16 protein-coding genes and 3 riboswitches are annotated in these 25,860 nt (G+C 41.4%); of the genes, 2 read left to right on the top strand and 14 right to left on the bottom strand.

Annotated elements, in window-relative coordinates; all coding sequences use genetic code 11:
• Window positions 1–386: 386 nt before the first annotated feature.
• The 7 genes from ptsG to BW986_RS26710 form a co-directional block, all read right to left on the bottom strand.
• On the bottom strand, window positions 387–2,456 hold the full coding sequence (gene ptsG, locus BW986_RS26740) for a glucose-specific PTS transporter subunit IIBC (protein ID WP_076372529.1): 2,070 nt from the start codon (window positions 2,454–2,456) through the stop codon (window positions 387–389).
• A 214-nt stretch (window positions 2,457–2,670) separates the two neighbouring features.
• Complete coding sequence (gene glcT / locus BW986_RS26735; RefSeq protein WP_076372527.1) at window positions 2,671–3,513, bottom strand: glucose PTS transporter transcription antiterminator GlcT; 843 nt, start codon at window positions 3,511–3,513, stop codon at window positions 2,671–2,673.
• 153 nt (window positions 3,514–3,666) lie between these two features.
• A complete protein-coding gene (locus tag BW986_RS26730; protein ID WP_063235528.1) occupies window positions 3,667–4,998 on the bottom strand; it encodes an NCS2 family permease in 1,332 nt (443 codons plus the stop codon).
• A gap of 106 nt (window positions 4,999–5,104) precedes the next feature.
• A riboswitch (purine riboswitch) is annotated at window positions 5,105–5,206 on the bottom strand.
• Window positions 5,207–5,431: 225 nt separating this feature from the next.
• Window positions 5,432–6,988, bottom strand: a complete 1,557-nt coding sequence (gene guaA, locus BW986_RS26725) for a glutamine-hydrolyzing GMP synthase (protein WP_076372525.1) — start codon at window positions 6,986–6,988, stop codon at window positions 5,432–5,434.
• A gap of 142 nt (window positions 6,989–7,130) precedes the next feature.
• Window positions 7,131–7,232: riboswitch (purine riboswitch) on the bottom strand.
• A gap of 36 nt (window positions 7,233–7,268) precedes the next feature.
• Window positions 7,269–9,467, bottom strand: a complete 2,199-nt coding sequence (locus BW986_RS26720; RefSeq protein ID WP_076372523.1) for a DUF4129 domain-containing transglutaminase family protein — start codon at window positions 9,465–9,467, stop codon at window positions 7,269–7,271.
• Window positions 9,464–10,618, bottom strand: a complete 1,155-nt coding sequence (locus tag BW986_RS26715; protein ID WP_179086179.1) for a DUF58 domain-containing protein — start codon at window positions 10,616–10,618, stop codon at window positions 9,464–9,466. Before BW986_RS26715 ends, BW986_RS26720 begins: the two co-directional genes overlap by 4 nt.
• Window positions 10,619–10,656: 38 nt before the next feature.
• Complete coding sequence (locus BW986_RS26710; protein WP_076372519.1) at window positions 10,657–11,613, bottom strand: AAA family ATPase; 957 nt, start codon at window positions 11,611–11,613, stop codon at window positions 10,657–10,659.
• A gap of 188 nt (window positions 11,614–11,801) precedes the next feature.
• Window positions 11,802–12,020: riboswitch (cobalamin riboswitch) on the top strand.
• A gap of 158 nt (window positions 12,021–12,178) precedes the next feature.
• On the opposite strand from BW986_RS26710, the gene BW986_RS26705 reads away from it, so the two are divergent.
• Window positions 12,179–12,724, top strand: coding sequence for a hypothetical protein (locus BW986_RS26705; RefSeq protein WP_076372517.1), 546 nt, complete (start codon window positions 12,179–12,181; stop codon window positions 12,722–12,724).
• A gap of 3 nt (window positions 12,725–12,727) precedes the next feature.
• On the top strand, window positions 12,728–13,678 hold the full coding sequence (locus BW986_RS26700; protein WP_076372515.1) for an ABC transporter substrate-binding protein: 951 nt from the start codon (window positions 12,728–12,730) through the stop codon (window positions 13,676–13,678).
• A gap of 366 nt (window positions 13,679–14,044) precedes the next feature.
• Here BW986_RS26700 and essA read toward each other — a convergent pair whose 3' ends face one another.
• From essA to BW986_RS26665, 7 genes are all read right to left on the bottom strand, one after another.
• Window positions 14,045–14,527, bottom strand: a complete 483-nt coding sequence (essA, locus tag BW986_RS26695) for a type VII secretion protein EssA (protein WP_081395825.1) — start codon at window positions 14,525–14,527, stop codon at window positions 14,045–14,047.
• On the bottom strand, window positions 14,514–17,441 hold the full coding sequence (esaA, locus tag BW986_RS26690; RefSeq protein WP_076372513.1) for a type VII secretion protein EsaA: 2,928 nt from the start codon (window positions 17,439–17,441) through the stop codon (window positions 14,514–14,516). Before esaA ends, essA begins: the two co-directional genes overlap by 14 nt.
• On the bottom strand, window positions 17,434–21,915 hold the full coding sequence (essC, locus tag BW986_RS26685; protein WP_076372511.1) for a type VII secretion protein EssC: 4,482 nt from the start codon (window positions 21,913–21,915) through the stop codon (window positions 17,434–17,436). Before essC ends, esaA begins: the two co-directional genes overlap by 8 nt.
• Window positions 21,916–21,969: 54 nt before the next feature.
• Window positions 21,970–23,277, bottom strand: coding sequence for a type VII secretion protein EssB (gene essB / locus BW986_RS26680; RefSeq protein ID WP_076372509.1), 1,308 nt, complete (start codon window positions 23,275–23,277; stop codon window positions 21,970–21,972).
• Between the two features lie 71 nt (window positions 23,278–23,348).
• Window positions 23,349–23,588, bottom strand: a complete 240-nt coding sequence (gene yukD, locus BW986_RS26675; protein ID WP_076372547.1) for an ESX secretion system protein YukD — start codon at window positions 23,586–23,588, stop codon at window positions 23,349–23,351.
• Between the two features lie 96 nt (window positions 23,589–23,684).
• Window positions 23,685–23,975 carry a WXG100 family type VII secretion target gene (locus tag BW986_RS26670; protein ID WP_034306171.1) on the bottom strand — a complete coding sequence of 97 codons (291 nt, stop codon included), beginning with the start codon at window positions 23,973–23,975 and terminating at the stop codon, window positions 23,685–23,687.
• A 612-nt stretch (window positions 23,976–24,587) separates the two neighbouring features.
• Window positions 24,588–25,502 carry a nucleoside hydrolase gene (locus tag BW986_RS26665; RefSeq protein WP_076372507.1) on the bottom strand — a complete coding sequence of 305 codons (915 nt, stop codon included), beginning with the start codon at window positions 25,500–25,502 and terminating at the stop codon, window positions 24,588–24,590.
• Window positions 25,503–25,860: the final 358 nt, after the last annotated feature.

Here is a 25,860-nt window from a genome sequence, read left to right as displayed (position 1 = left end):
GAAATGTTTGACTTGCTCATTTGCTTTTTTGATAGTGTGTGCTCACTTAAAATTTAACGTTGGCGCTTTGTTTTGTTCAGTTTTCAAAGAGCAATATTTCCCATCGCTTCTTTAGCGACTTGATTAGTTTAACACCTTTCAAACATAAAGTCAACAACAAATTATCATTTACTTGTTTATCTTTTTTGTCTCAAGCGGTGTATTTAATATATTAGCACTTGCATATAGATAAGTCAATTTAATCTTTTAAAATTCCCTTCTTTTTTTTCATGACCCCACCTTCTTCTATATTTATACTACTTTCTTTCTATAGAAGCAGGACCCTGCTAATGAATTATCAAAAACAGGAGGGCAGCTGATTATCGCTGCCCTCCTGTTTTTAATGATTATTTATTGATGAAAATTACGTCCGCTTCTTCCCTATCTACATTTCCGGCCTTTTCAATCTTCACACTTTCTCCTTCGGAAAGGTTAGTAAAGACGATTGGCGTTATGATAGAGCTTGCATTGTTTTTGACATACTCTATATCAACTTTAAGCAGCGGCTGTCCGCTTGTCACTTTATCTCCTTGAGCAACAAGTGCTTCGAAACCTTTGCCTTCTAACTTAACTGTATCGATCCCGACATGTATCAAGATTTCACGTCCCGCTTCGGAAACGATACCTATTGCATGTTTAGTCGGGAATAGGTTAACGATAGTACCATCTACAGGAGAAACAACCAACCCCTCCTCCGGTACAATTGCAAATCCATCACCCATCATTTTCTCAGCAAATACTGCATCGGGCACTTCCGTGATCGGTTTTAATTCCCCTTTAATAGGAGAAACAAAATGTTCGGAAGCTTCATCCGTCCGTAAAGGTTTCGGGACGACATCCTCAATTTGTTTTTCCACGCCTACTTCAGGAGACGCTTCTACTTTACGAGGCCTTTTTCCATCGATGATATCTTTCATTTGCCCCTTGATAGTTTCTGAACGCGGTCCGAAGATTGCCTGGATGTTATTACCCACTTCCAGAACTCCAGCAGCACCAAGTTTCTTCAACCTATTTTTATCAACGCTACCGATGTCATTGACTGATACACGAAGACGGGTAATGCATGCATCCAAGTGAGAAATATTTTCTTTTCCGCCCATAGCATCCAAGATATCTCCAGGAAGACTTCCTGCTGTACTTGCAGATCCTTCCGCTTCCTCATCCTCTTCCACTTCACGGCCAGGAGTTTTAAGGTTAAACTTCCTTATCGCAAATCGGAATCCAAAGTAATAGATAACCGCAAAGACCAAACCAACCGGAATAACGATCCATGCATTGGTTTGCGGATTAATTAAACCGAACAGTACGTAATCGATCAACCCACCTGAAAACGTCATCCCGATTTTCACGTCCAGTAAATGCATGGTCATGAATGATAGACCAGCAAACAGACAGTGGATTCCGAAAAGTACCGGTGCAACAAATAAGAATGCAAATTCAAGTGGCTCTGTAATCCCCGTCAAGAAAGATGTAAGTGCCGCAGAAGCCATCAAGCCCCCGACTATTTTCTTTCTTTCCGGTCTTGCTTCATGATAAATGGCCAAAGCCGCAGCTGGTAACCCGAACATCATGAATGGATACTTACCGGTCATGAAGGTACCTGCCGTTAAATTCTGTACACCATCTTTAATTTGTGCCATGAAGATGGCTTGGTCTCCTCTGACTGGAGTTCCCCCGCCTTGAGGGATATAGCTGCCAAATTCAAACCAGAATGGCGAATAGAAGATATGATGTAATCCAAAAGGAATCAACGCACGTTCTACAACCCCAAACACGAAAGCTCCCAGAGTCAGGTTAGCACCCAACATGTTTTCGGAAAATGAATTTAACCCCGATTGAATCGTCGGCCAAACCAAAATCATCAACAACCCAAGAATAACTGCGCTTGCGGCTGTTACAATGGGTACAAAACGTTTACCTGCAAAGAATCCTAAATAAGAAGGCAGTTCAATTTCATAAAATTTATTATACATAACAGCAGCCATGACACCGACAATAATACCGCCGAACACGCCCGTTCCCAACGTCGGGATCCCCAGGACATTGCTATACACCGCACCATTGTTCTCAATGTCGGCAGCGTCAATCCCAAGAACAGTTCCCATCGTTACATTCATGATCAAGAACCCGATAATCGCAGCCAGGCCGGCAACACCCTCTCCGCCTGCTAACCCAATTGCGACCCCAACAGCAAACAATAAGGGAAGATTCCCAAAAATAATATTTCCGGCATTCTCCATTACCGATGCAACCATCTCCACTCCGCCACTCGCAAGAAACGGGGCGATATCCAACAAAGTTTCGTTTTGCAATGCATTACCAAACGCAAGCAAAATTCCGGCCGCCGGTAAAATGGCTACAGGAAGCATCAAAGCTTTTCCGATTTTTTGCAAAACGCCAAACAACTTTTTAAACATAGGTTTTCCTCCTCTTTACTGTTTTTCCATGCTAATAAAACGGTTACATTAAACGATGGCATTCATCTTCCCACGCTTCAGAATTCAAATACAAAAAAGGCATAAGCAAAGATAGGATTGAAATGAAAATTCAGGTATATAATACCCTCTTTCATAACAATCATTCTCCTCACTTATGCCTGATCGAATCAGTAACACGTAAGTTAATGTACTTTTATTTTATTTTCTTTTGTAATCGTTGGATATGCATCGTTAGATAGACAGCTTCCGCATCACAAACCGGTTTGCCTAATTTCTGCTGCATAATTTTTATTAGCTTCCAAGAGATATTGTAACACAGAGGATATTCTTCTTTCAATAGCATTGCTATTTTTTCGGGTTCCTCAACTTTTTCCCCAGCCAACACCCTGTCTATCATGAATCTTAAATGACGGACCAAACGTGAATAGTCTATGCTATCCTTATTAATTTTTACGTCGAGCTGTTCTTCAACGACTTGGATAAGATGATAGATTAACTGCGAATGCTGATTGACTTCAGATAAGTCTTTATTTGATATTGCACTATGAATATGAAGCGTAATAAAACCAATTTCCCCTTGGGGCAGGCCTATGCCTGTCTTATCTTGAATTAATTCGATTACATCAACAGCAATATCATGTTCAAAAGGATAAAGGGTAATCGTTTCTTTCAAGAATGGGTTTTTGATAGTCATTCCTTGTGAAACACGCTGAAGGGCGAACAATAAATGATCAGTTAAACCGACATGTATATGTTCATTGAGTTTCCCAGTTACTCGATCGTTAATGAGATGAATGGATTCTATAATGGCAGCTTGAAGATTTTGATCGATCTGCGGCAAAAGTTTTTTGTAACTTTCCTGTTCCTTAACATTTTTCAGGACAAACGTTTTCTCCGCAAGTTCCGGACTTAACTCTTCGCCCTTCTTTCGGTTGAAACCTAAGCCCTTTCCAATAGAAACGACTTCTCCATACGACGGATGCGTGGCAATCACCACGTTATTGTTCAAAACCTTTTCAACGATAAAGCCATTCATTTTTCTCCCTCTTTTTTTCTCAAAGTCATCCCTATGCCCCATACAGGATAAAGTACTTAGTACTTAGTCTTTTTACTATACACGATATGAGCTTTCTCTTACAACAAGAAAGAAGAGCCCCGAAATCGGGACTCTCCTTACTTACTTGCATTATCACTTCAAGAAAATGAAATATAGCAGGAAGACGACTCCAAGACCCCACATGATTGGGTGAACTTCTTTAGCTCTTCCTTTCATCGACATTGTAATTGGATAGAAAATGAATCCGCAAGCTATACCTGTCGCAATTGAATATGTCATAGGCATCATGATGACCGTAAAGAAGGCCGGAACCGCAATTTCGAACTTCTGCCAGTCAATATTTTTAAGTGATGATGCCATTAACACTCCGACTATAACCAATGCAGGCGCAGTCACCGCAGATGTCACCACTGAAAGAAGCGGGAAGAAGAAAAGGGATAGGACAAACAGTAAACCTGTCACTACAGCCGCAAAACCGCTTCGAGCACCAGCAGCAACACCTGATGTAGACTCTACATATGATGTCGTTGTGGATGTACCAAGAATTGCACCTGAAACGATGGATAATGAATCAGCAAGCAATCCTTTTCCCACCCTAGGAAGTACATTATCCTTCATTAGTCCAGCTTGTTGCGCAACAGCCACTAACGTACCGGCTGTATCAAAGAAAGCTACGAACAAGAAGGTCAATATCACGATTAACATTTGACCAGTGAAAAGATCACCGGGATTTCCGAAGGCATCGAAAGCAACCCCGAATGTTGGCGCTATGCTTGGAACGGCACCGATTATTTTCTCCGGCACTGGAACTTGTCCAAAGATCATTCCTGCAATGGCCGTAATGACCATTCCTATGAACACGCCGCTTTTAACGCCTCTCGTCATCAAAATGACGGTTACGACAATTCCGAACACAGCCAATAAAGTATTTCCTGATGTCAAGTCGCCCAGTCCGACAAGTACGCTGTCATCATTCGTGATGATTCCAGCATTTTGAAACCCTACAAAGGTAATGAACAAACCGATACCGGCTCCAACTGCGTATTTCAATTCGACCGGAATTGCATTAATGATTTTCTCACGTATTCCCGATAGGGAAAGCAAAACGAAGATTATACCTGAAATCAACACCCCTGATAAAGCCGTCTGCCAAGGAATCCCAAAACCAAGCACAACGGTGAAAGCAAAGAAAGCATTCAATCCCATGCCTGGGGCAAGCGAGATTGGATACCTAGCTATAAGCCCCATCAATATCGAGCCAATTGCAGCTGCTAAGGCGGTAGCTGCAAAAACCGCTCCGTAGTCCATTCTCAATTCATCCGGATAGTCCTCGATGCTTTGTAAAGTCAGCATCACAGGGTTAACAACCAGGATATATGCCATTGAAAGGAACGTAGTCAGTCCGCCAAGTATTTCACGGCGATAATTAGTTCCCAGCTCGTTAAACCGAAAATAATTTTTCATTATAAGTCTCCCCTATCATAAAATCATAAGCCAACAGAAAATGCCCCATTCACTTTCGAACGGGGCTTGACTGCGGTCATGTAAAGAAGTGGCGGTATATCCATACTCGCCAATCCATACACATCGTAGTCAAGCCGTTCACGGCAGCTTGGTAGAAACTTTTGGGCCATATCCCCAATATTATACGACAATTATGTTTTTTTATTATTATAGGTATAGTGTACCAATCACTAAAATAATCGTCAATATATCAAACGAATATTTTTTATGTAATTTTAGGCAATGTTCGCTTTTTACTATATATCCCTTACTTATTATGGCTATATATTCGCCAACATACGGGAAATGTAAGTAATCTACATATTCAAAAATTATTTTAACCAAAAAAATCAGTGAAGGTTAATCCCTTCACTGATTGGATGATTTTAATCGTCTATTCCCACTCGATAGTCGCAGGCGGCTTAGACGTAATGTCATACACGACGCGGTTTACATGGTTTACTTCATTAACGATTCTCGTTGAGATGATTTCAAGTACATCCCATGGGATTCTCGCCCAATCGGACGTCATTCCGTCAATGGATGTAACAGCACGGATTCCGATTGTATAATCATACGTACGCGCGTCGCCCATAACCCCAACGCTTCGAATGTTAGGAAGCACCGTAAAGTACTGCCAAATTTCACGTTCCAAACCATTCTTTTTAATTTCTTCACGTAAGATATGGTCAGATTCACGAACGATTTCAAGTTTTTCATCTGAAATTTCGCCTAATACACGAATACCTAAACCTGGGCCCGGGAATGGTTGACGCCAAACGATTTCATCCGGAATGCCCATTTCACTTCCAAGTGCGCGCACTTCATCCTTGAATAGAGTGTTCAATGGCTCAATCAATTTAAATTGCATATCTTCTGGCAGACCGCCAACGTTGTGATGCGATTTAATTGTTTGTGCAGTGGCCGTACCACTCTCGATAATGTCTGTGTAAAGTGTACCCTGTGCAAGGAAATCAATTCCTTCGAGCTTCGTTGCTTCGTCATCGAATACGTAGATGAACTCGTTACCGATGATTTTCCGTTTTTGTTCCGGATCTGAAACGCCAGCAAGTTTCGATAGGAAACGTTCTTTTGCATCAACCTTGATTACGTTCATATTGAAGCCTTCACGGAATGTTTCCATTACACCTTCGGCTTCCCCTTTACGAAGTAATCCATGATCAACGAAAATACATGTCAGCTGATCGCCAATCGCTTTATGGATCAATACAGCAACCACGGATGAATCCACACCGCCGCTCAATGCGCATAACACTTTTTTATCTCCGACCGTTTGGCGGATTTTCTCCATCTCTATTTCAATGAAGTTCTCCATTGACCAGTCACCTTTACAGCCACAAACGCCGAATACGAAATTTTTCAAAATGTCATTACCGTATACGGAATGACGGACTTCTGGATGGAATTGAACGGCATACAATTTACGTGACTCGTCACTCATAGCCGAAATTGGGCAAGACGGGTTCGTCCCATCAATTTGGAAACCTTCAGGCGTTTCCACAACTAAATCACCATGGCTCATCCAGACGATTTGTTCTTTTGGCAGGTCGCTGAATAACTTGGACTCATTTTGGATGGCAAGTGTCGCTTTTCCGTATTCACGGTTTTTCGCTGGCTCTACCTTACCGCCAAAATGTTTAGTCATAAGCTGCATGCCATAACAAATACCGAAAATCGGAAGGCCCATTTCGAATATGCGTTCATCACAACCAAATGCATTTGCATCATAAACACTGTTCGGACCCCCTGAAAAAATGATTCCCGTTGGGTTCATTTTCTCGATTTCTTCTACAGTAATTGTATGAGGATGAAGCTCACTGTACACACCAAATTCGCGGATACGACGAGTGATCAATTGATTATATTGGCTTCCGAAATCAAGTACTACGATCATTTCCTGGTTTTTTTGCAATTCTGTTTTCCCCGGCACAAACGTCACCTCTATCAATGTAATTCACTCATAAAATCGAGTGATAATTTCTTATAAAAAATATTATCATAAAAAAAGAAAAACTAAAAATCCACCCTCAAAAATACGGAAAAAGTATAGACGAAGGCAGATTTTCAGCTTTCCTGTTAAAATCCGCCTTCATAGTCAAATCATTTACGGTGATTCGGTAGAAACTTTCGATCCATATTATCGAGGATATATGAAGGATATATTAGTTTAAGTTAGTTTTTGTTATTGTATCAATATAATAAAAACCTGGTCAAGAGCTAGTTTTTCTCATTAAGCTTTCCCAACCCTTTTGAAAGTGTTTCCATTTGCCAACTTCCACGTCTCCCCGATATATCATTAACTCATATTTAGCCGTCAATTCACTCATTTCAGCCGTATCGTACACTGCATCCACATAGGCGGCGTACTCCCTTAAAGTTTGCCCCTCCGGACGAACCAACCCAGCTCTTTTTAATTGTTTCAATAATATTAAATAGGCTGCCGGGAAATGAGCACCGGTTTTCTTTCTATAACGAAGAATCTGCAGATGAGGAATCCACTTCCTTCTGAAGAAATAACCAATAGAAGCGAGTATCAATACACCTGACAGTGTGATGGCAGTCCATTTTAAGAACCTTTCCATGTTCCCAATACCAGTTTTCACGGATGATCGAGTTTCCCTATCGGGTGTATCATGAAGTTCCCTGTTCACTTTCTTTGTTTGCTCTTCATTAGTTGGGGTTTCTTCAGGGTTCTTCACTTCCTGTTTCAATTCCGAATCGTAAAATTCAACTTCCCCATCGAAACCCTTTGTCGGCTCGAAGGGAACCCAGCCTATCCCTGCAAAATAAACCTCGACCCAGGAATGTGCATTATTATTGGTCACCTTATAAACGGATTCGCCCTCAAGGATTGATTTTTCCCCTTCCGTATAACCCTTTACCCACCTTGCAGGTATATTGGCGGCTCTTAGCAAAACGACCATTGCACTTGAAAAATTATCGCAATACCCTATCTGTGTCTCGAATAAAAATTGATCGACATAATCTTGATTGCTCTCCGGATACGGAATATCGTCCTTAGAATAAATGAATTCAGGTCCGTCAAAATAATCCTCAATGGCTTTTGCCTTATCGTACCAATTCGTTTCATTCCTTGTAAGCCGGGATGCCAATTCATATATCCGGTTTGACAATCCCTCTGGAAGCTGAGTGTTTTTTTCCATTATTAAATCCATCGATTCGTCAGGATCCGTTACCTTCCTTAACTCAGCTATATCAAAACTCGGCATATCATAGAAAAGCTCATACTCTTTCAGGGACATTCGTTCGCCATTACCCTGTTCGGAAATCACTTTGTCCATACCCTGATAATATTTGAAATCCATCCCGTTTTTGGCCTCAACCTTTTTTAAATACCCGGACTGCGGATGAAGGATATGGGAATATGATTCCGTCATGGACACTTTTGCCGTCATTTCTTCTGTCCTCACCACTTCAGGAACGTCGTAAATACCTAAAAATGCCATATCCTGCCCGTTGGAAAAAGTGTGAAAGTCCGTTTCCATTATGGAAGCCCACCCTTTACCGGTATAAATATCCTTGTTCTCGACTTTCCAGTAATGTCCTGCAGGAGCATTATTATAAAAAACGATGGAACTATCCGGCTCTATCGAACCTCCAAGTTCCGAATCGTCTTCATCATATCCGACACTTTTACGCTTCGAACCACCTTCTTCTTTCCCCGCCTTATCAGAATAAGAAGTAATATAAGGCACCGGGTCCGGCCACTGCGGAGAAAGCTTAGGTGCAGCAAAGCCAACAAGGACACTTACCAATATCATGCCGGCCAGCATCAAGATCCACTTATTGATGGAAGCCATTGGAATCTTAATCCTCTCCTGTATCGTCAGTCGCAGCAGGGAAAGCAGGCCCAGCATCAAGAACCCGATGATGATTATTCTAATCATTGCCATATCCCCCACATAAGGTGTGAATGTGTCGAGTACAGATATGAAAATCACCGTTAACATAAAAAAGAAAAAGATGCTTTGCCTCACCATCACCCAGTAATGGATCAAATATGTTACAAGCCAAAGAAGGACAAAGAATAAAAACGTTCGAAATGGATTTGTGATCAACTCCCAATTCCCATCATATATAAAACCAAGATTGCCCTTAAAATCCGCTAGAAATCCTTTCAGCCATGACAATTGAAATAAAGCGTCTTTTGAATGGAGGAACTGTAATGAAATCATTATATAAGCACTAATGAGAATGAATCGGATTGACCAATGTATGCGGAAATAATGCAGTAGCAGGGAATAGACCAAAAATAAGATGAAAATGATGATATTACCTGTATCGGTGAGTTTATCGACAGGCCTTAACCATTCAGTAATCAACACCAGACCAAATACATACATTAGGACATGCATGAACCTTTCCAGCTTTTCGGTAGTGACATTCATTTTGCCATCACCCCTGGTCTATCAAACTTTATTTGGCCATGCTCAAAAAAGCTAACCTTTATCCCCCTCGAAACAGCAGTAGAACTTGACAACCTTTCCTCATCAGTAAGATCTGCCTGTTTCTTAACACATAACATTAATCCCTGATTAGGCCGGAAAGCACTCAATATGTCCACCTTTTCTAAGGTTAAGTCTGAAACGATGAATATCACAGCAGCGTTTGCCGGAATAATGCCCTTCTTGACATTTTCGTTCAATGCGTTTACAACACCCGGCTCTTCTTTAACAAGTCTGTAAAAAATCTTTCGTTTCTGATTATTGCCTGCCGCTGCCGGTATGATCAACCTCGATCCCATACTCACATACCCAATTTCCATGCCTTTCTTTAACATGGCATGGGCAAGAGAAGCCGCCATTACAATGGATTCTTCGAATAAATCAGACGGCTTTTCATCAAGCATGATGAATACATCCCGGTTTTTCTGCATTTCGAATTCCTTCGTCATGATTTCACTCGTTCTGGCCGTCGCCTTCCAATTAATCCATGATATTTGATCGCCTGGCTGATACTCCCTTACTCCGGAGACCACTGAATGTTCCCGTTGTGTTTTCTTCGATGAAACCACTGCCCCCTGATTGAACACTCGATCAAGATCACTGTAGGCAAGCTCATGATAACGAGGAAAAACAGTTATTTTCAGAGGTGAACTATATATCGCTTCCTTTTCAACTAACCCGAAAAAGTCCCCAATCCAAAAGCGGATCAATTGAAAGGAATGCTCTCCACGCTCCATGTTTTCCAAGGTATATGACATGTTGAAGGTACGCCTGAATCCCGGGAAGATAATTATTTTCCTTTGGACCCCCCTATCTTCCAGCCGCTGAGGCAATTCCTCCTCTACCACCATAAATAATAGAGGCAGCCGGTTTTTACGGGTAAACGTCAATGCTATTTCAACAGATTCGCCGGCCTGGCATTCCCTTTTATTGACCTTTCTCTCAACGGTCAAATCCTGCAGCGGATAAAACAGCAGAATCAAAGCGTACACAGAAAACGGCAAAAATGAATAAAAAATGAACCAACTGACAAAACCGCCTTGAAACATTGCATAGCAAAAGGAAACGGTCATGAGTAATACAAGTCCGAACACACTCATATTTCCCCTTAAAATGTTGATGAATTTGCGCATCAGGTCATAGCCCGCTTCACTGGCACCTGTGTTGTCGCCACAACTTCATGTATCACCATTCCAGCATCGAAGCCATCATAATTCGCTTCAGGTTTCAAAATAAGCCGGTGGGAAAATACGAATGGAACTAAATATTGAACATCGTCCGGCAGAACATAGTCCCTGCCCTGGATCAGCGCGTAAGCCTGGGCTGCCTTCATCAATGCTATCGATCCACGCGGGCTTACACCTAAATAGACCCCTTCATGCGTACGTGTTCGATTCGCCAATTCAACAATATATCGTTTTATTGTGTCATCCACTATCACAGCTTTTACATCAGCCTGTAATTCTATCAATTCATCCAATGTGATGACGGATTCCAGCTCATCAAGCGGTACCGTGTATTGAGCTCTATTAAGAACCTCTATCTCTTCTTCCACACCTGGATAGCCCATTTTCATTTTTAATAGGAATCTATCCAATTGAGCCTCCGGAAGCGGATATGTTCCCTCGTACTCGATCGGATTTTGTGTCGCCATTACGAAGAACGGCTTCTCCAATCCCCTTGTGACACCATCAATCGTCACACTTGCCTCTTCCATGGCTTCAAGCAATGCAGACTGAGTTTTCGGCGAAGTCCGGTTAATTTCATCGGCTAAAATAATATGTCCCATTATCGGACCTGGCCTAAAAATGAATTCTTGTTCCTTAGGATTGAAAATCGAAACACCAGTAACATCAGAAGGAAGTAAATCAGGTGTGAATTGAATTCTCTTAAAGCTTGCACCTATAGATTTTGCCAGTGCCCTTACCATGACTGTCTTCCCCACGCCCGGAACATCCTCCAATAAGACATGTCCACCGGAAAGGAGTGCCACGATACTTAGTTCTGCTATATCCCGTTTTCCGATAATCACCTTTTCGACATTCCCCAGAACCATTTCCAGTTTTTGATTGACCTGCTTATAAATCATTCTCTACCTCCCGGGATTCACAGTATCACTATTATTTCATACCTTTTTTATATCATTTTTTTACATTAAGCTCCAATTAACCCTTACATTGTAAGTTTACTAGATATTCGGTAAACCATAAACGAATTTGTCTAAAAATATTAATGCAGTCTATTGAAAAAGGTATGGTAAACTGTTGCTAAGTGAATATGAACCTTGCAGAAAAAGGTGCTGCATTGTCAGCTTAATAGGGAATTCGGTTTAAAACCGAAGCTGTTTCCGCAACTGTAAGTGCTAATGAAATAAGAAGCATACCACTATTTGAGGATGAATCGCACGCTGATTACCGTCCATTTAACCCAAATGGGAAGGTTCTTAGAGTAAAATGACGCACAAGCCAGGAGACCTGCCTTTTTTCATCGTATTATGCTCTTCGGAAGATGGGAGATTGTACGGCTCTCCCATCTTTTTTCTACTACAGATACATAGATGCCCGAAGCCGACCGAAACCCTTGGTCGGCTATTTGTCTTGCTGGGAAAAGCAATACGGAGGTCATTCACCCAAAACGTAAAAGGAGGAAGATTTATGGCAAAGAAAGACTTTCGTTTTTTATGCTACCCATACATGCGTGAGTCCGTATCGACCGTCGATTTTGAAATCCGTACAGACTCATTGACGACACAAATCGGCTTGGCCGCCTCGCTTACTGAGGATGTCCCCGATGTATACCATGACTTAATGGAATTGTTGCCCATGGCTTACCATTTAAATGGTTCAGTCCGTGGGAAATTAGCCATTACCGGCGATGACCTCGACCGTTTAAGTGCAATCTACGACCGGTATGTCGCCGAAGTGAAGGATCGAATCGAAACATTCGTCCTCCCACAAGGATCAACCGCAGCATGTACTTTGCATACTTGCCGCAGTGAAGCCAAAAAGTCCGTGCGAGCTTTACACAAGGTAAGTCTGGAAAAGGAAATTCCGGGAATTCTTTTTGATTATGCTCACTTGCTTGCAAATGTATTTTTCGTGATGGCAGTCTACGTCAATAAGCAACAGGGGATCGAGGAGATTCCTTTTATGAGTAAATCATACCCGACCAAAACAATGAAAAAGAAAACGGAGGAATAAATAATGAAGAGAACCCTACGATTCAGTTGGATTTCCATGCTGATGCTTACGCTTTTGCTTACCGGATGCGGAGTGAACGATGATCAATCCTCAAAGGATAATAAAGATACTAAAAAGGGCGAAGAAATCAAAGACTATACCGTTACGGATGATACTGGCAAGAAAATAAAATTCGAGAAAATACCGGAAAAGGTCGTTTCACTTCAGCCAAGCAATACGGAAATTTTATTTGCCCTTGAACAAGGTGATAAAGTCGTTGGCGTGACAGACTTCGATAATTACCCAGAGGAAGCGAAGGATATCGAACATGTTTCAGACTCTGTTAATATCAATGCAGAAAAAATCATTGCCTTGAAACCTGATGCCATCATAGCTTATAGCATTGGTGATGAAACGGCACTGAAACCCCTCGAAGATGCCGGCATCCCTGTATTCCTCATTAAATCTGCGGCTAATTTCGATGATGTATATGGTGATATCGGGCAGATCGCTAAAGTGATGGGTGTTGCCGAAAAAGGGGATGAATTAGTGAAAGATATCAAATCCCAAATTACAAGTGTCGAAGAAAAAGTGAAAACTTTAGATGAAAAGGAACAAACATACTTTGAAGTTAGTCCTGCTCCGGAAATCTATACAACAGGATCGGAGACCTTCCAAAATGAAATCCTTGACTCTGCCGGCATAAAAAACATCTTTGATGACCAAAAAGGCTGGGTTAAAGTATCCGATGAAGAAGTCGTCAAAAGGAACCCTAAATCCATCATCACCACCGCCACGTATGCAGATGATGCCGTTGGTGAAATTAAATCGCGTAAGGGCTGGGAAGATATCGATGCTGTGAAGAACGATGACGTCCATTTGCTTGATGAAAATGTCATGTCACGTCCTGGACCAAGGATCGGGGAAGCTGTGGAACTCGCAGCAAAGACTGTTTATCCTGACTTGTTCAAATAACACGATAGGAGGATGCACCAATTAATCGGCGCATCTAAGTTTGTAGACAAAAGGGGTTCGGAATTAAAAAATTCCGAACCCCTTTTAGAAACTCCAATAAATGGTCCACCTTTTCATAATTTCCCGCCCCGGTCATCAGGGCAATGAAGCCACTCCCTACCGATCTGTACATTTTAAGGAAACTTCTTTTCTGTCTTGTTTATGCTAAAATGAATGCAATCCAGTCATAAGATATAAGAGGTACTGATCATGTATAAAAAATTCTTCATTTTGATCTTCGCGGCCGCCCTTCTTTTAGGGCTTATTAAAACCGTTATGGATATGTAGCAAAACAGCCCGATTCCTGACTTAGGAATCGGGCTGTTTTCATTTTCGTTTAACATCTCCATTCAGCTTCCCCAATTTCGGGATAAGGATAAAAAACAAACAAACAACCAAAAGTGCCAAAACGATGCCGAGCAATATCGTCAGGTCAAAATTAAGGGAAGGCTCTGTTTCTTCTTCGCTTCTCGTCCGAATGGCGACTTCCGAGAATAATCCAAGCTGTTCTGATTTTGAAGCGATGGTATTATTCTGATTCTCCGTTACCGGAGACAGAAACAGTGAGTCCTTCACCGAGTCAACGGCATCATATTTCCCTCTTTCAAAAGTGAGGTCCTTTTGTTCTTCAGGCAGTTTCCGCTTTTGTTCCAACAATCCTTCTTCATGGAAATACTCCGTTTGAATATCAATATCCTTTTCTTGATATTCATTGGGCTCCACCATGGGTTCCTCTTCCGCCCCGCCATGAGGCGCATGGCTAAAAAACAGGATGAGCAAGACAGGCATCACGTATTTATTCCACTTCATGGGCCATTGCTCTTCTTTCTGTAAGACGCTTCACTATATACGGAATGATCGTTGCAATAAGCGTCAGCACAATCAAGATGATACTAGCCGGAATGAATGCCGACTGATTACCGAATTGAATGGACATGTATACGTCTGCAACCGGGTGGTCTACATTGAAATTAGGCATGATTAAATCCAATAATGGAATGGTAAAGAAACTGATCAAACCAATCACCAGGATAGCACCGACAAACGGCCCAATCGAGAAGGCAAGTCGAGTAAACGCTGAACAGAAGAATAAAAGCAGGACGGTGAAAACGGTCCATTTAATCTCCTGCATATCTCCCAGCGGATAGATCTTCAACCCATACATGCTGATGATTAAACCTACGATCAGGTTCAATAAGGTAAACAAGGCCGCATGGACCATCATTGGAATGGTTTCATAATGATGCAGGAAGAAACCGATCAATAACCCAGAAATGAGTATGATCACCAACATGACGATTGGCGGGATATTAACCTTTTCCTGATGAAGGACTTCCCCGCTGATTTGTACGGGATTCGCTAAATATTCGTACACATACCCGTTCTGCTGATCATCGACTAGAGTATTGTTCAATACACTATATACGTCCGTCTTGATTCTTTCGGTTGAGTCTACATTTTGGGACCAATTATCATTAAGCTGATCGGCCCTTTCCTGTACTGACCCCACTTTCGCTTGCAGGTCCGCTGTATCCTTCGTGACCGTGGCCTGTCGTTCCGCTACAGAATTGACAAGTTCGGAAATGAAGCCGACAGTTGTTGCCGTATTGTCTTGAAGTGATACAAACATTTCTCCATCAAGATTAACTGGAGGTTCGGCCTCCATTTCAGGAACTTCCATATGATCTGACAAACTGGCAGACACTTCTTGAGCCTTACCGGTAATTGCCGCTAATTCAGCTAAAGTGGCTTTCTGCCCCGTTTCAACGTTAGCATCATATTCTTTCATATAACCCTTAATGGAATCTGAGAACATGCCGAAGTTCTCATTGACTCCTGCTAAGCTGGCTTTAACGAGTTTCGCTTCTTCATCTACGTTTACGGAAACCCCATTTTTCAAGTTTTCCAATTCTTTTATATTGGCTGCAAATACCTTATCTACATTTGCCTCCGTGACTCTTTCAGCCAATTCTCCATAAGATGAGAGTGAACCGTAATAGGCAAGGAGGGTAGTTGAATCCCGGTTGGTGATAGGATTCTCAAAGGCCCTCACTAGAACCGCTCGCCTTTCTCCCCCCACTTTTTCAAGAAGTGACTGTTCGAGAGTCTTAATTTCCGCGATGGCCTCATCGATTGTCATACTCTGGATGTCCTGTAATTTTTGAATATCTTCCTGTGACTTTTTCCATTGGTCACCTAAATCCTTATAATTCGTGCCGAGTTCATTATAATCAGCTTGTAATTGCGTAAACTGCGCCAGCAGCTCATTATATGAATCTACCAGTGTATTAAACTCAGTTATCACTTGGTTATAATTCCCTGTCCTGCCGTTTACCGTTCCGCTCAGATTATTGATTTCCGCTTGGAGTTCTGCTGTAAGGATGTTGATTTGTTCAGCAGCTCCTTCACTTCCTTCAGCCGGCACCAAACTTTCAAGTGCCGTGTTGATCCCATTTATTTGATCCAGCAATACCTGTAGCGACAGTTCATCAATCGGGTCCTTCTTTTCAGGTGCAGCAACCGATTCACCTTTTTCCGTTTCCGTTTCAATATCTTCTATAGGCGTCGTTCCTTCATCAATGACCTCCCCATCACCAGATCTGCTTGCAAGATTTCCTCTTTGAACAAGCAAGGTAGACTGAAGGTTATCAAGACCCGTCTCTTCCGTTTGTTTCAATTGTTCAATCGAGCTTTGTTGATCTTGGGTGATTTTCGTAATTTGTTCTACTTGTTTGTCTTTCATGCTTGTTGAAAATTGTTCCAATTCATTACTGCTGGAATCGAGTTTCTGCTGCATGATTCCAACATTCTCACTAATGCCTTGATCATTAAGGCTGTATTTCGTATTCATCCCTTGCTGAATATCAGGTATCGACTGGCTCCCCTCACTCAGCACCTTGTCATATGATTGAACACTCTCGTTGACAAGTTGCTGATTTTGAGCCGAAGCCTTCTCAAAAAGAATACTTTGAGCTTTTTGATATTCCTCAAAAGAAACTACATCTTCTACAAAGGAAGCCATTTGAGTCTTGGTATTCCCTATTTCATCCATTGTTTCATTGCTCGTTTTGCCAGCATCCTTCGTTTGGGCAAATACTCCTTCAAGCATGTCCTTATGCTGCTTGATTTCACCGGCAAGGCTTTCCGAGCTTGGAGTATAAAACTCATACATCGTGTTTTGAAAAGCGATTTCTTTAGCAAGGACATTATCGAACTTCTTACGGATGTCCTCGACCGATTGGGAAACATAGCTCCAATACTGTGTTGAAATATGCTTATTCATTTTACTCTTAGTTTTCTCTAATTCCTTTTGTACCTTTTCCATGTTCTCTGCATTCAAACTAGGTTGTACCTTGTACTTTATCCCCGCCTTGACAGGCTGTTCATCATCGAACGTATAAATATTCTCTGAAAAATCGGACGGAAAATATATAATTGCATCATACTTTTCATTTGCAAGTCCACTTTCCGCCGTACTTCTATTTACCACAAACCACTGATATTCAGAATCCTTGTCCAATGTAGTAACAAGCTCTGAGCCCACGAAAATAGGATTATTATTAAATTCAGTGCCATTATCTTCATTTACAATGGCGATTTCACGGGAAGCCGTTTCTGTCTTTTTCATTGGATTTTGACCAATATAAGAAAAAAACAAGATCGGCAACGCTAAGATCACCAGTATTTTACCGATTAATAGCATCGGTTTTATTTTTTCAGACACTCTCTTGCACTCTCCTTCTTTCTTCACTTAGAGGTATTTGGATTTTACTCTCCTGGCCATTCAGAACAAAGTATCCGTAACCCGGCTGTATTTCTTCTTCTTTTCTGGAATAGGAGAGGGTATACAAGCTTTGGTCCGATTTTTTAAGAAGCAAAACAGCCTGCCTGACTTGTTTCAGTTCGGTTGTCAAAGAATCATACCCCTTCGTGAAGTCGTTGGCATTTCCAGCGACAATCAGACTAAAGCCGAGATGGCTGTACTGTTTCATCAAACCGCTGATCCTATCCTGAATCCTGCTGTCTATCGTTTGCTGGATCCTTGAAATGCTATCTATGACAAACATGATCGGCGGGAATTCCAGTTGCTTCATCGGTTTATTTTCCAAAGCCGCTAGATAACTTCTTTCACGTTCTTCAAATATTTCAGTGATATGATCGAGCCATTCGGTTATCTGATCCTTTGTTTCCACATAGCTCACCTTCTCCTCTAAAGCATAAGTAGATAGGCCACGGTCAACTCCGTCAAATAAACCAATTTCCCCAATTGCCTGTGTAAGCAACGATTCCAAGAGCACTTTAAGGACATTCGTTTTCCCTTTACGTGACTGTCCTACGACAAGCAGGAATGGATTGGAATTCAACTCCACGAAAACAGGTGCAACACTCTCCTCTGAAAGCCCGATTGGAATGGAATCCTTCTTAATGGCTTGTGAGCAGTAGCTCTTGAAGCTGCTGGAATCAAGATGTGCCGGTAACATCGGAATCGCCGGCGGTTTGGCCGTTTCCTCATATTTAACCTTATGTTCTGCCACGGCTTGTTTCATTTCTTCCAAAACGGCTATATCATCCGCACCATCGGCTGGTAGATAAACCTGCGTGAGATAGGTTTGGTCCTTTTTCACCAACGCCCTGCCCGGAACAGGTTCATTTTCATATGGGGTTCTCCCCAAAACCGAATATTGTTCAGAACTGTCCATTAAGTAATGGACGACCTTCGTCTTAAGACTATTCATTAACGGCTGGCGAACCGCATTGATTCTCGTTGCCGTTAAAATCATGAATATTCCAAGTGATTGTCCATCACGTGCAAACTGAACGAATTGCGCTTCCTGGTCTTGCATCTCATCCTTCACTAAGTCAAAATTATCGACCACGATATAAATAATCGGCAATTTATCTTCCACTAATGCATTATAAAGCTTTATGTTACTAAGCTCCTTATCTGAAAAGAGCTGCTTACGCCTTTCCATTTCCACCTTCATGAATAACATGAATTTTTCAATTTTCCTTAGCTCATCGAACCTAAAGTATTCCCCTGTATGAGGCAGCTGTCGCATTGGCAATAGAGCGTTATTCCCGAAATCGAAAATATAATAATGCAGCTCTTTTGGACTGAATTGATCTGCAAAACTAAAGAGAAGTGTCAAAACGGTGGTTGACTTGCCGTATCCGGAAGAACCAAAAACCCCAATATTCCCATCTTCAATCCAGTTATATACATAATTTGTCTGGCTCTGCAATTCGGGCTCATCCTTCATTCCCAAGTGGAATTGATTGCTCGTCAGGCTTCTTTCAGCGTTTCTCGATAAACGATTTGAAAGAGGCGGCAGCCACGGGCTTGCCAGCTTCTTGATCTCCATTTTTTCCTGTGTCGCCACAATTCGATCCGCCACGGCTTCAATTTCACTAATCTTTTCTTTCCTCTTATTAGTGATCTGTTCCGATACATTTGAGATTTGAACAAGGCCGAGGTCCGTGACAAGTGCCACTTCATCCTCAGATCCAACCGTATCCTCTAAATATGGTGCACCGCTCCACGCAGACTGGAACAATTCATAAACCTCGTTATTTCCTACCTGCAAATATCCCCGTCCTGTGACAGTAATATTTGCCGCATCGCTATTTTTAAGAATTTCCTTACTATCATTGGCATCCTGCACTTTCAAGGAAATTTTAAAACGGGCATTGCTCCAAATCTGGTTATCAATTACACCGCCCGGCTTTTGTGTAGCAAGAATTAAATGAACTCCCAAGCTCCGTCCAATACGCGCCGTACTCACTAATTCACGGATGAAATCCGGTTCTTCGTTTTTAAGTTCCGCAAACTCATCTGATATCAAAAATAAATGCGGTAACGGTTCATCCGCTTTGCCTTCTTTGTATAAGTCCGTGTAATCGTTGATATGATTGACTTCATATCGGTCGAACAAGCGCTGGCGTTTCTTCAATTCACTATTAATGGAGGCTAGTGCCCTGGCACTGAAGTTCTTGCTTCCCTCAATATTCGTAATGACTCCGAGCAGATGCGGAATCTGCCTGAATGGCTGTGCCATTCCCCCACCTTTATAATCAATGAGCAAAAAGGCAACTTCATGCGGATGATAATGAACGGCTAATGATAGGATGTAGGTTTGCAGTAATTCACTTTTCCCCGACCCTGTCGTTCCAGCAACCAAACCATGGGGGCCATGCGCCTTTTCATGCAAGTTCAATTCAACCCTATCCGTTTTCCCTTTCAATCCAATGGGCACTGCCAAGGATTTGGAAGACTGATTGGTCCGCCAGTTTTGGCTAATAGGCAGATCTTCCACTTCACGAACTTTCAATAATTCCAGAAATGATACCGTTTCCGGTATGGAATTGTTCATGCCTTTTTGATGATCTAGTGAACGCAGCGTACGTGCATAACGCTCATTCCCTTCTTTTGAATGGGCATCAAGTTTAAAAGGAGTATGAACGGCCTTCGTTTGCTGGATGAGAATTTCACCTTCAAGATCATTTATATACTTCACAAGCGTATGGACATTTTCAGTCAAACTTTCTTTTGCATCCGCTGCAAAAATAGTCGAGATGCCTAAATCGCCTGTTTTACCTTCTAAATATTCCAAAATGACATGCTCCGCAATTAAATTACGATCCGTGACAATAAAGACAAAATGGGGAGTAAATCTCACTTTCCCTTTGTTCTCATCCAAATCCCTTTCCCTCAATAGCTGATAAATCGAGGTCAGTAACTGGTCACGTGATTGCTCATTATATATAAAGCCTTTTGCATAGGCATGCGGCAATTGAAAATGAGGGAGCCATTTCATCCATTCCCATTCTTGGTAATCCTTTTCCGGAAAAATGGCCACAAATCGAACATCATGATAACTATGAAAAAAGGCCAGTTGCCCAATCAATTGTTGCAGCTCCCGTTTAACAATCGATTCCTTTCCGACAAGGCCCATCGATCCGCTTGATAAATCGATGGATAACGGAAGATCATCCAGGTTTTTGTATACATCCACAAGTTCTTGCGACTGCTCAAGTAAATCATCGATATCCCGATTGGACATATCGCTACTATTTACCGATACCTCATAACTTGAGGGTATGGTCGCCGTTCCAATCTTAAAGTGCAGGGCATCTTCACTTTCCAAAGTTCGCTCCCATATACGGTCGCTGATACTTTCAGTGAGAAGCTTCATCCTTTCAAAGGAAGGGTAATGATAGAACAGCACATTCTTTTGTTTTTCAGATAGCTCTTGCAATTCTTCCCTCTTCTGCTCTAGATACCTGGTATATACACGTTGACGTTTTTCTTCTCTGGATTTTTGCCTCTTTTTGTCTTTAAAGTATTGTACCGTCGAGGTAACTAAAGTCGTTGTGAACATCACAATCGATATGATGATGAAAATGCCCCGAGGCTGAATGACCGTGATGACCCCCATGACGATTAACATCATTAAAGGCGGCATAAGGATTAGCCATAACCCTCTATTATTATCTTCCGATTCCTGGCTCGGAAAAGATATTGTCACTTTCTCATCCGGCAATTCGTAGATCATCCTTGGCGTCCTGCGATATTGTGGATAGTTTTTTTTCATTTCAGAGATTGGCTTCTTCATTTTAGATAAAGATGTTTCATAACTCTCGGCACAGTGAACCCTCAATAAGTCGCCTTCAACCAATCTCAGCGCCATATTCGGCCAGCAAATCAGATCACCATTTTGAATGGGAACGGCCTTCGTCACCCTTTCACCATTCAGGAATATCGTGCTATTTTCCTTTGGCATGAGAAGCCACTGCCCTTTATGAAGCAAAAAGGAAAATCCATTGCCGGAAACTGGTCCTTCTTTACGGATAGTCGCTCCCACCTTGGCCGATAAAGTGATTTCTTTCAAATTGCCTATATAATAGAGGCTTTCTTCCAATTCCCCTGCTGTATAAAAAATCTCGACCGTTTCTTCTCCTTCACGAAAGGTGAAGCTTTGGAATGGCTTTACATCGCCAAGCTTCTTGTCCTCTCTAAACACCTCATATCCATCAAGTCCTTCATGTTTTTTCAGCTTGATGGGACCATGTTGAAAGGGAATCGAATAAACCATAATCGTATCCTGTTTTGATGGCCCAATCGTAATTGGACCGTTATGATCATCCTTGATCGTATAGGATTGGTAGGTCTCCTTAGAATAAATCCATAATAAACTCATTAAATCTCACCTCCGCAAAAGGCCTATTGCTCACTCTTTGCTTTTCTCTTTTTCTTAAGATGATTTATTGGAGGAATCCTTAGAAGCAGATTCCTTTTCCGCTTCTTCTTTTACAGCAGGTTTTGTTTCCGCTGCGCCTTTATCCTCTATATTCGATTCTGTTGAAGACTGGTTCTGATCTTGCTGTTCCTCCAATTGCTTTTGCAATTCCTTTAGTTCCTTTTCATATTCGGACAACTCAGTATCGATTTCTTTAATTTGCGTTTCCTTTTCTTCCCCAGAAAGGTTATCGTCCAACTTGATTTGTTCTTTCTGATTTAACAGTCCATATGTAATCAATTCGCGATCCTCCATGATTCTCCCCAAATCGATCGCGTCCTCGTTCATTCCCCTGCCTATATAAATCCAATATAGAAGATACTGACTATCGGTCTGCAATGTGATTGCATTTTCTACATTCTTCTTCCTGACATCATCCAACGGCTCATAAGTGACATAGGACTTCGCCAGTTCATACTGAACGACATACGGCATTTTTTTCGGATCATAGTTTTCCAAACGGTCAATGACTTCACTGTATTTTTGTTTTAAGAAGCTTTCACCGCTTGCTACATATGCTTCCTGCTTAGGGTGGGAGAAAAATAGTGTGTAAATCGTGAACAACAGCAGTGGGACTAGAACGATCACCGTGCCCCTAAGTGTATAACGGCCCGTTTTCCATTTCTTTTCAGGGATATGCACAAATGCTTTTTCTTCCTTCTCTAAAGCATCTATCCGATTTTGAATGACTGTGGAAAGTTCATCCCAAGTCCCCGATGCCAATATACTTTGTGTTTCATTCGATAGTTTCAGTGTTTTATGGTATAGCAGGTACTCTTCGAATGTATACTGCCCATCCACTAGCGCCGAAACCGTTGCCTTCGTTTCTTTAAATAGCTCATCTTGATCATTCTCATAAGGAGGCAAACTGTCTTTTACGCCATAATGCAGGAAATATGGGGCCAAGCTTGAATCAAAAACGATATTTTCTGGACAGACGACTAGTTGCAGGCGACTCAATTCATGATTCCTGATTTTCTTCAAGATTTGATAAGAAGATAACCATCTACTCAATGGATTTTTATCTTTAGCTTTGGAAAAAACAAAAAAAGAGGCTGGTGGATTTACTCTGATCTTCACCTCGTCCTCTGTCACTTCTATATGTTTCTGGAGAGCATCATCCGCTTCATGAATAAGCTGTAATTCCAGTGGGTCTTGCATCAATAGTTTGGCCCGTTGGAAAACGAACGAAAGCCCCTTATCATCCTTCATCATTGCAGCTTCTGTTTTTTTCTCCAGATATGAGGATTTTTTCTCATCCATTTTATGTAACTCCTTTACCCCTGCTAAAGGGCTTTAGACTTTTTTCCTATAAAGAGTCCACACTTAATCCATTAGAGGATCTCAAGGCGGTCCCCCGTCGTAATTCCGCTATCAAGCAGGGTTTCATAACCTGAACATACGAACTCTTTATTCTGGACCCGCACCCAATAACCTTCTTTAGGTGCACTGGCAATACCCTTTACCTGCCATATTATTTCCACAACCTTCTTGATGGAGCGGTAATTCGACACTTGCAAATCAAACACTTCCCCTGTATACCTGTTTAAATCGATCGTCAGTTGAATATATATGGAAACCACCTCTTTTAAAGCAAAAAAACACCACGATCTTCATAAAGAGTCGCGGCGCTTTTTCCTAGAAAATTCTTTATCTCATTGACCTAATGATTATCCGCGAATTTGACTAGCAATCTGATTATCTGTGTCTTCAAGGATTTGAGCTGATTTATTCAATTGTTGAGAAACTTCATTCAACAAACGAGCCATATCCATGAATGAAGGCTTTAATTCTTCGTACTGACCTACGAAAGCCTCACTGGAAGAACCTTCCCAAATACCAGTTAAATGATCTCTCATTCTATCTAAACGACCAATCATATCCGTTACTTGTTGGCTCTCATTATCATATTGTCTAGCTACATCTTTCAGTTCTGAAGGTGTTACACGAATTTGTGACATAGAAAAAATCCTCCTTTTATCTTATATAGTACATTTTAATAGAACCATACATTTTCTGCCATATAAATAGACGCAAAGTCGAAAAATGGTAAATTATGATTATGCAAAAAATCCTAAATATGGCATTACGAAAGTCTATGTACCTGTTTTCCCAAATATTTAAACCCTTTTTTAAATTAATTTTTAACTTTTTACTTTTTTATGGTAAATAAAGTTCCTTATACCCATTATTTCTGAACCATCATCCAATAATATGGTTTCAAACATAATATTAGGGACTTTAGACGTTCTTTTCTAGGAAATTAATCAAACGTTTGATTAAAACCTGAAAATCAAACGTTTCCATACTGTTCGATTTTATAATTGATTGAATCCCAAATCATTCAAAAATGGACATCCGAATGAACGGGGGTCCTTTTTTACAAAGATATTTGGAACTGGTTCCGCTTTTTTCGGCCTATTATTTCGGCTAACCACTCACCTCAGCTAAAGCAGGAATACGTCATATAACGGGAATCTGTATATCCAACAGAAACAGGCCATCTCTTCCCAAAGGTTTTTGGAAAAGTGATGGCCTTTATACTTAATACATGATTCACTTTCGTTGCTTAGTCAAATAACCCGTTCCAAAAAATGTTTCAAAAACCGATCACTTTCCACATTCGTACAGACCTTTATTCTTGGTTCGCCATCCTTTTGACCAATTGTCCTGCCTGTTTCTTCACCCTCTGTCATCACCTTGACGTTCATCCATTCTGTATTCACAAAACTTGAATCAACCGCAACCCCGACAGCAAGCGGATCGTGAAGGGCGCAACCGCCCAAGCCTGGATGGGAGTTTTCATATGCTTTCATATAATAATCGGTCATTTCCGCTAAAAATTTGGCGCTTTCCTTACCAGTGGCACGCCAATCATCAAGATTCGATTTCAACAGATATGTTTGGAGTGTAACATCAAGCCCCACTAGGGTGATTGGCAGTCCTGAAGCAAATACCTGATCAGCTGCTTCAGGATCTGATATTATGTTCGCTTCAGCATAGGGCGTTACATTTCCTGGTACGTTTACGGCACCGCCCATAATAACGACCTCTTTTACTAAGGACATGACCATTGGGGCTTTTTTAATCGCCAATGCGATGTTAGTCAGTGGTCCAACTGCAATAATCGTAATTTCATGCGGTCGGCTTTTCACTTGATCGATAATGAAATCTGCTGCATTTCCTTGTGATGCTTTGATGGTTGGTTCAAACTGAAGAGTATTTCCTAACCCGTCTTCCCCATGAACATGCTTCGGATATTTCTTCTTCCTTCCTCGCACCAAAGTTTGGTCAGCACCTTCAAAAACCGGAATGCGCCTATTTAATTTCTCCAAAACGGCAAGTGTATTGCGGGTCGATTCAACAACGGGCACGTTACCAAAGCAAGTGGTGAATCCGAGCACTTCCAATTCCGGGGAATTTAAAGCATATGCCATTGCCATGGCATCATCAATCCCAGTATCAACATCAAATATGATTGGTTTCAATATTTCCACACCTTCCAAAATCACTTTTTGAGAGCTTTTTCAATAGAGAAATAACAAATTGACTGCCCTCTCTTTTCTCTTTCGTATCATGAAACACTGTTTTCCAACTGAATTTTAACATTCAACGAAAGGCAGTTCCACAGAAAGTTAGGAATACTCTTAATTCGCAAACAAATGACAATGCCAGCTGCTTCTTGTATCTACCGTAATAATAGTTGACCGCTCATAAATATCAATGATATAAAAAGTGAGAAGAAGAAGTTGCATCTGAGTAGTGACCTATTCCTCATCAACTTGTTCAATGCCATTTCGTCTACTACAAAAGCAGTTATGAATACAACCGTTACGAATTTATGAT

This window comes from Peribacillus simplex, assembly GCF_900156045.1.
Lineage (GTDB): Bacteria > Bacillota > Bacilli > Bacillales > DSM-1321 > Peribacillus > Peribacillus simplex_D.
Note: the sequence above shows the minus strand (reverse complement) of the source record. Positions and strands in the feature narration are given on the sequence as shown.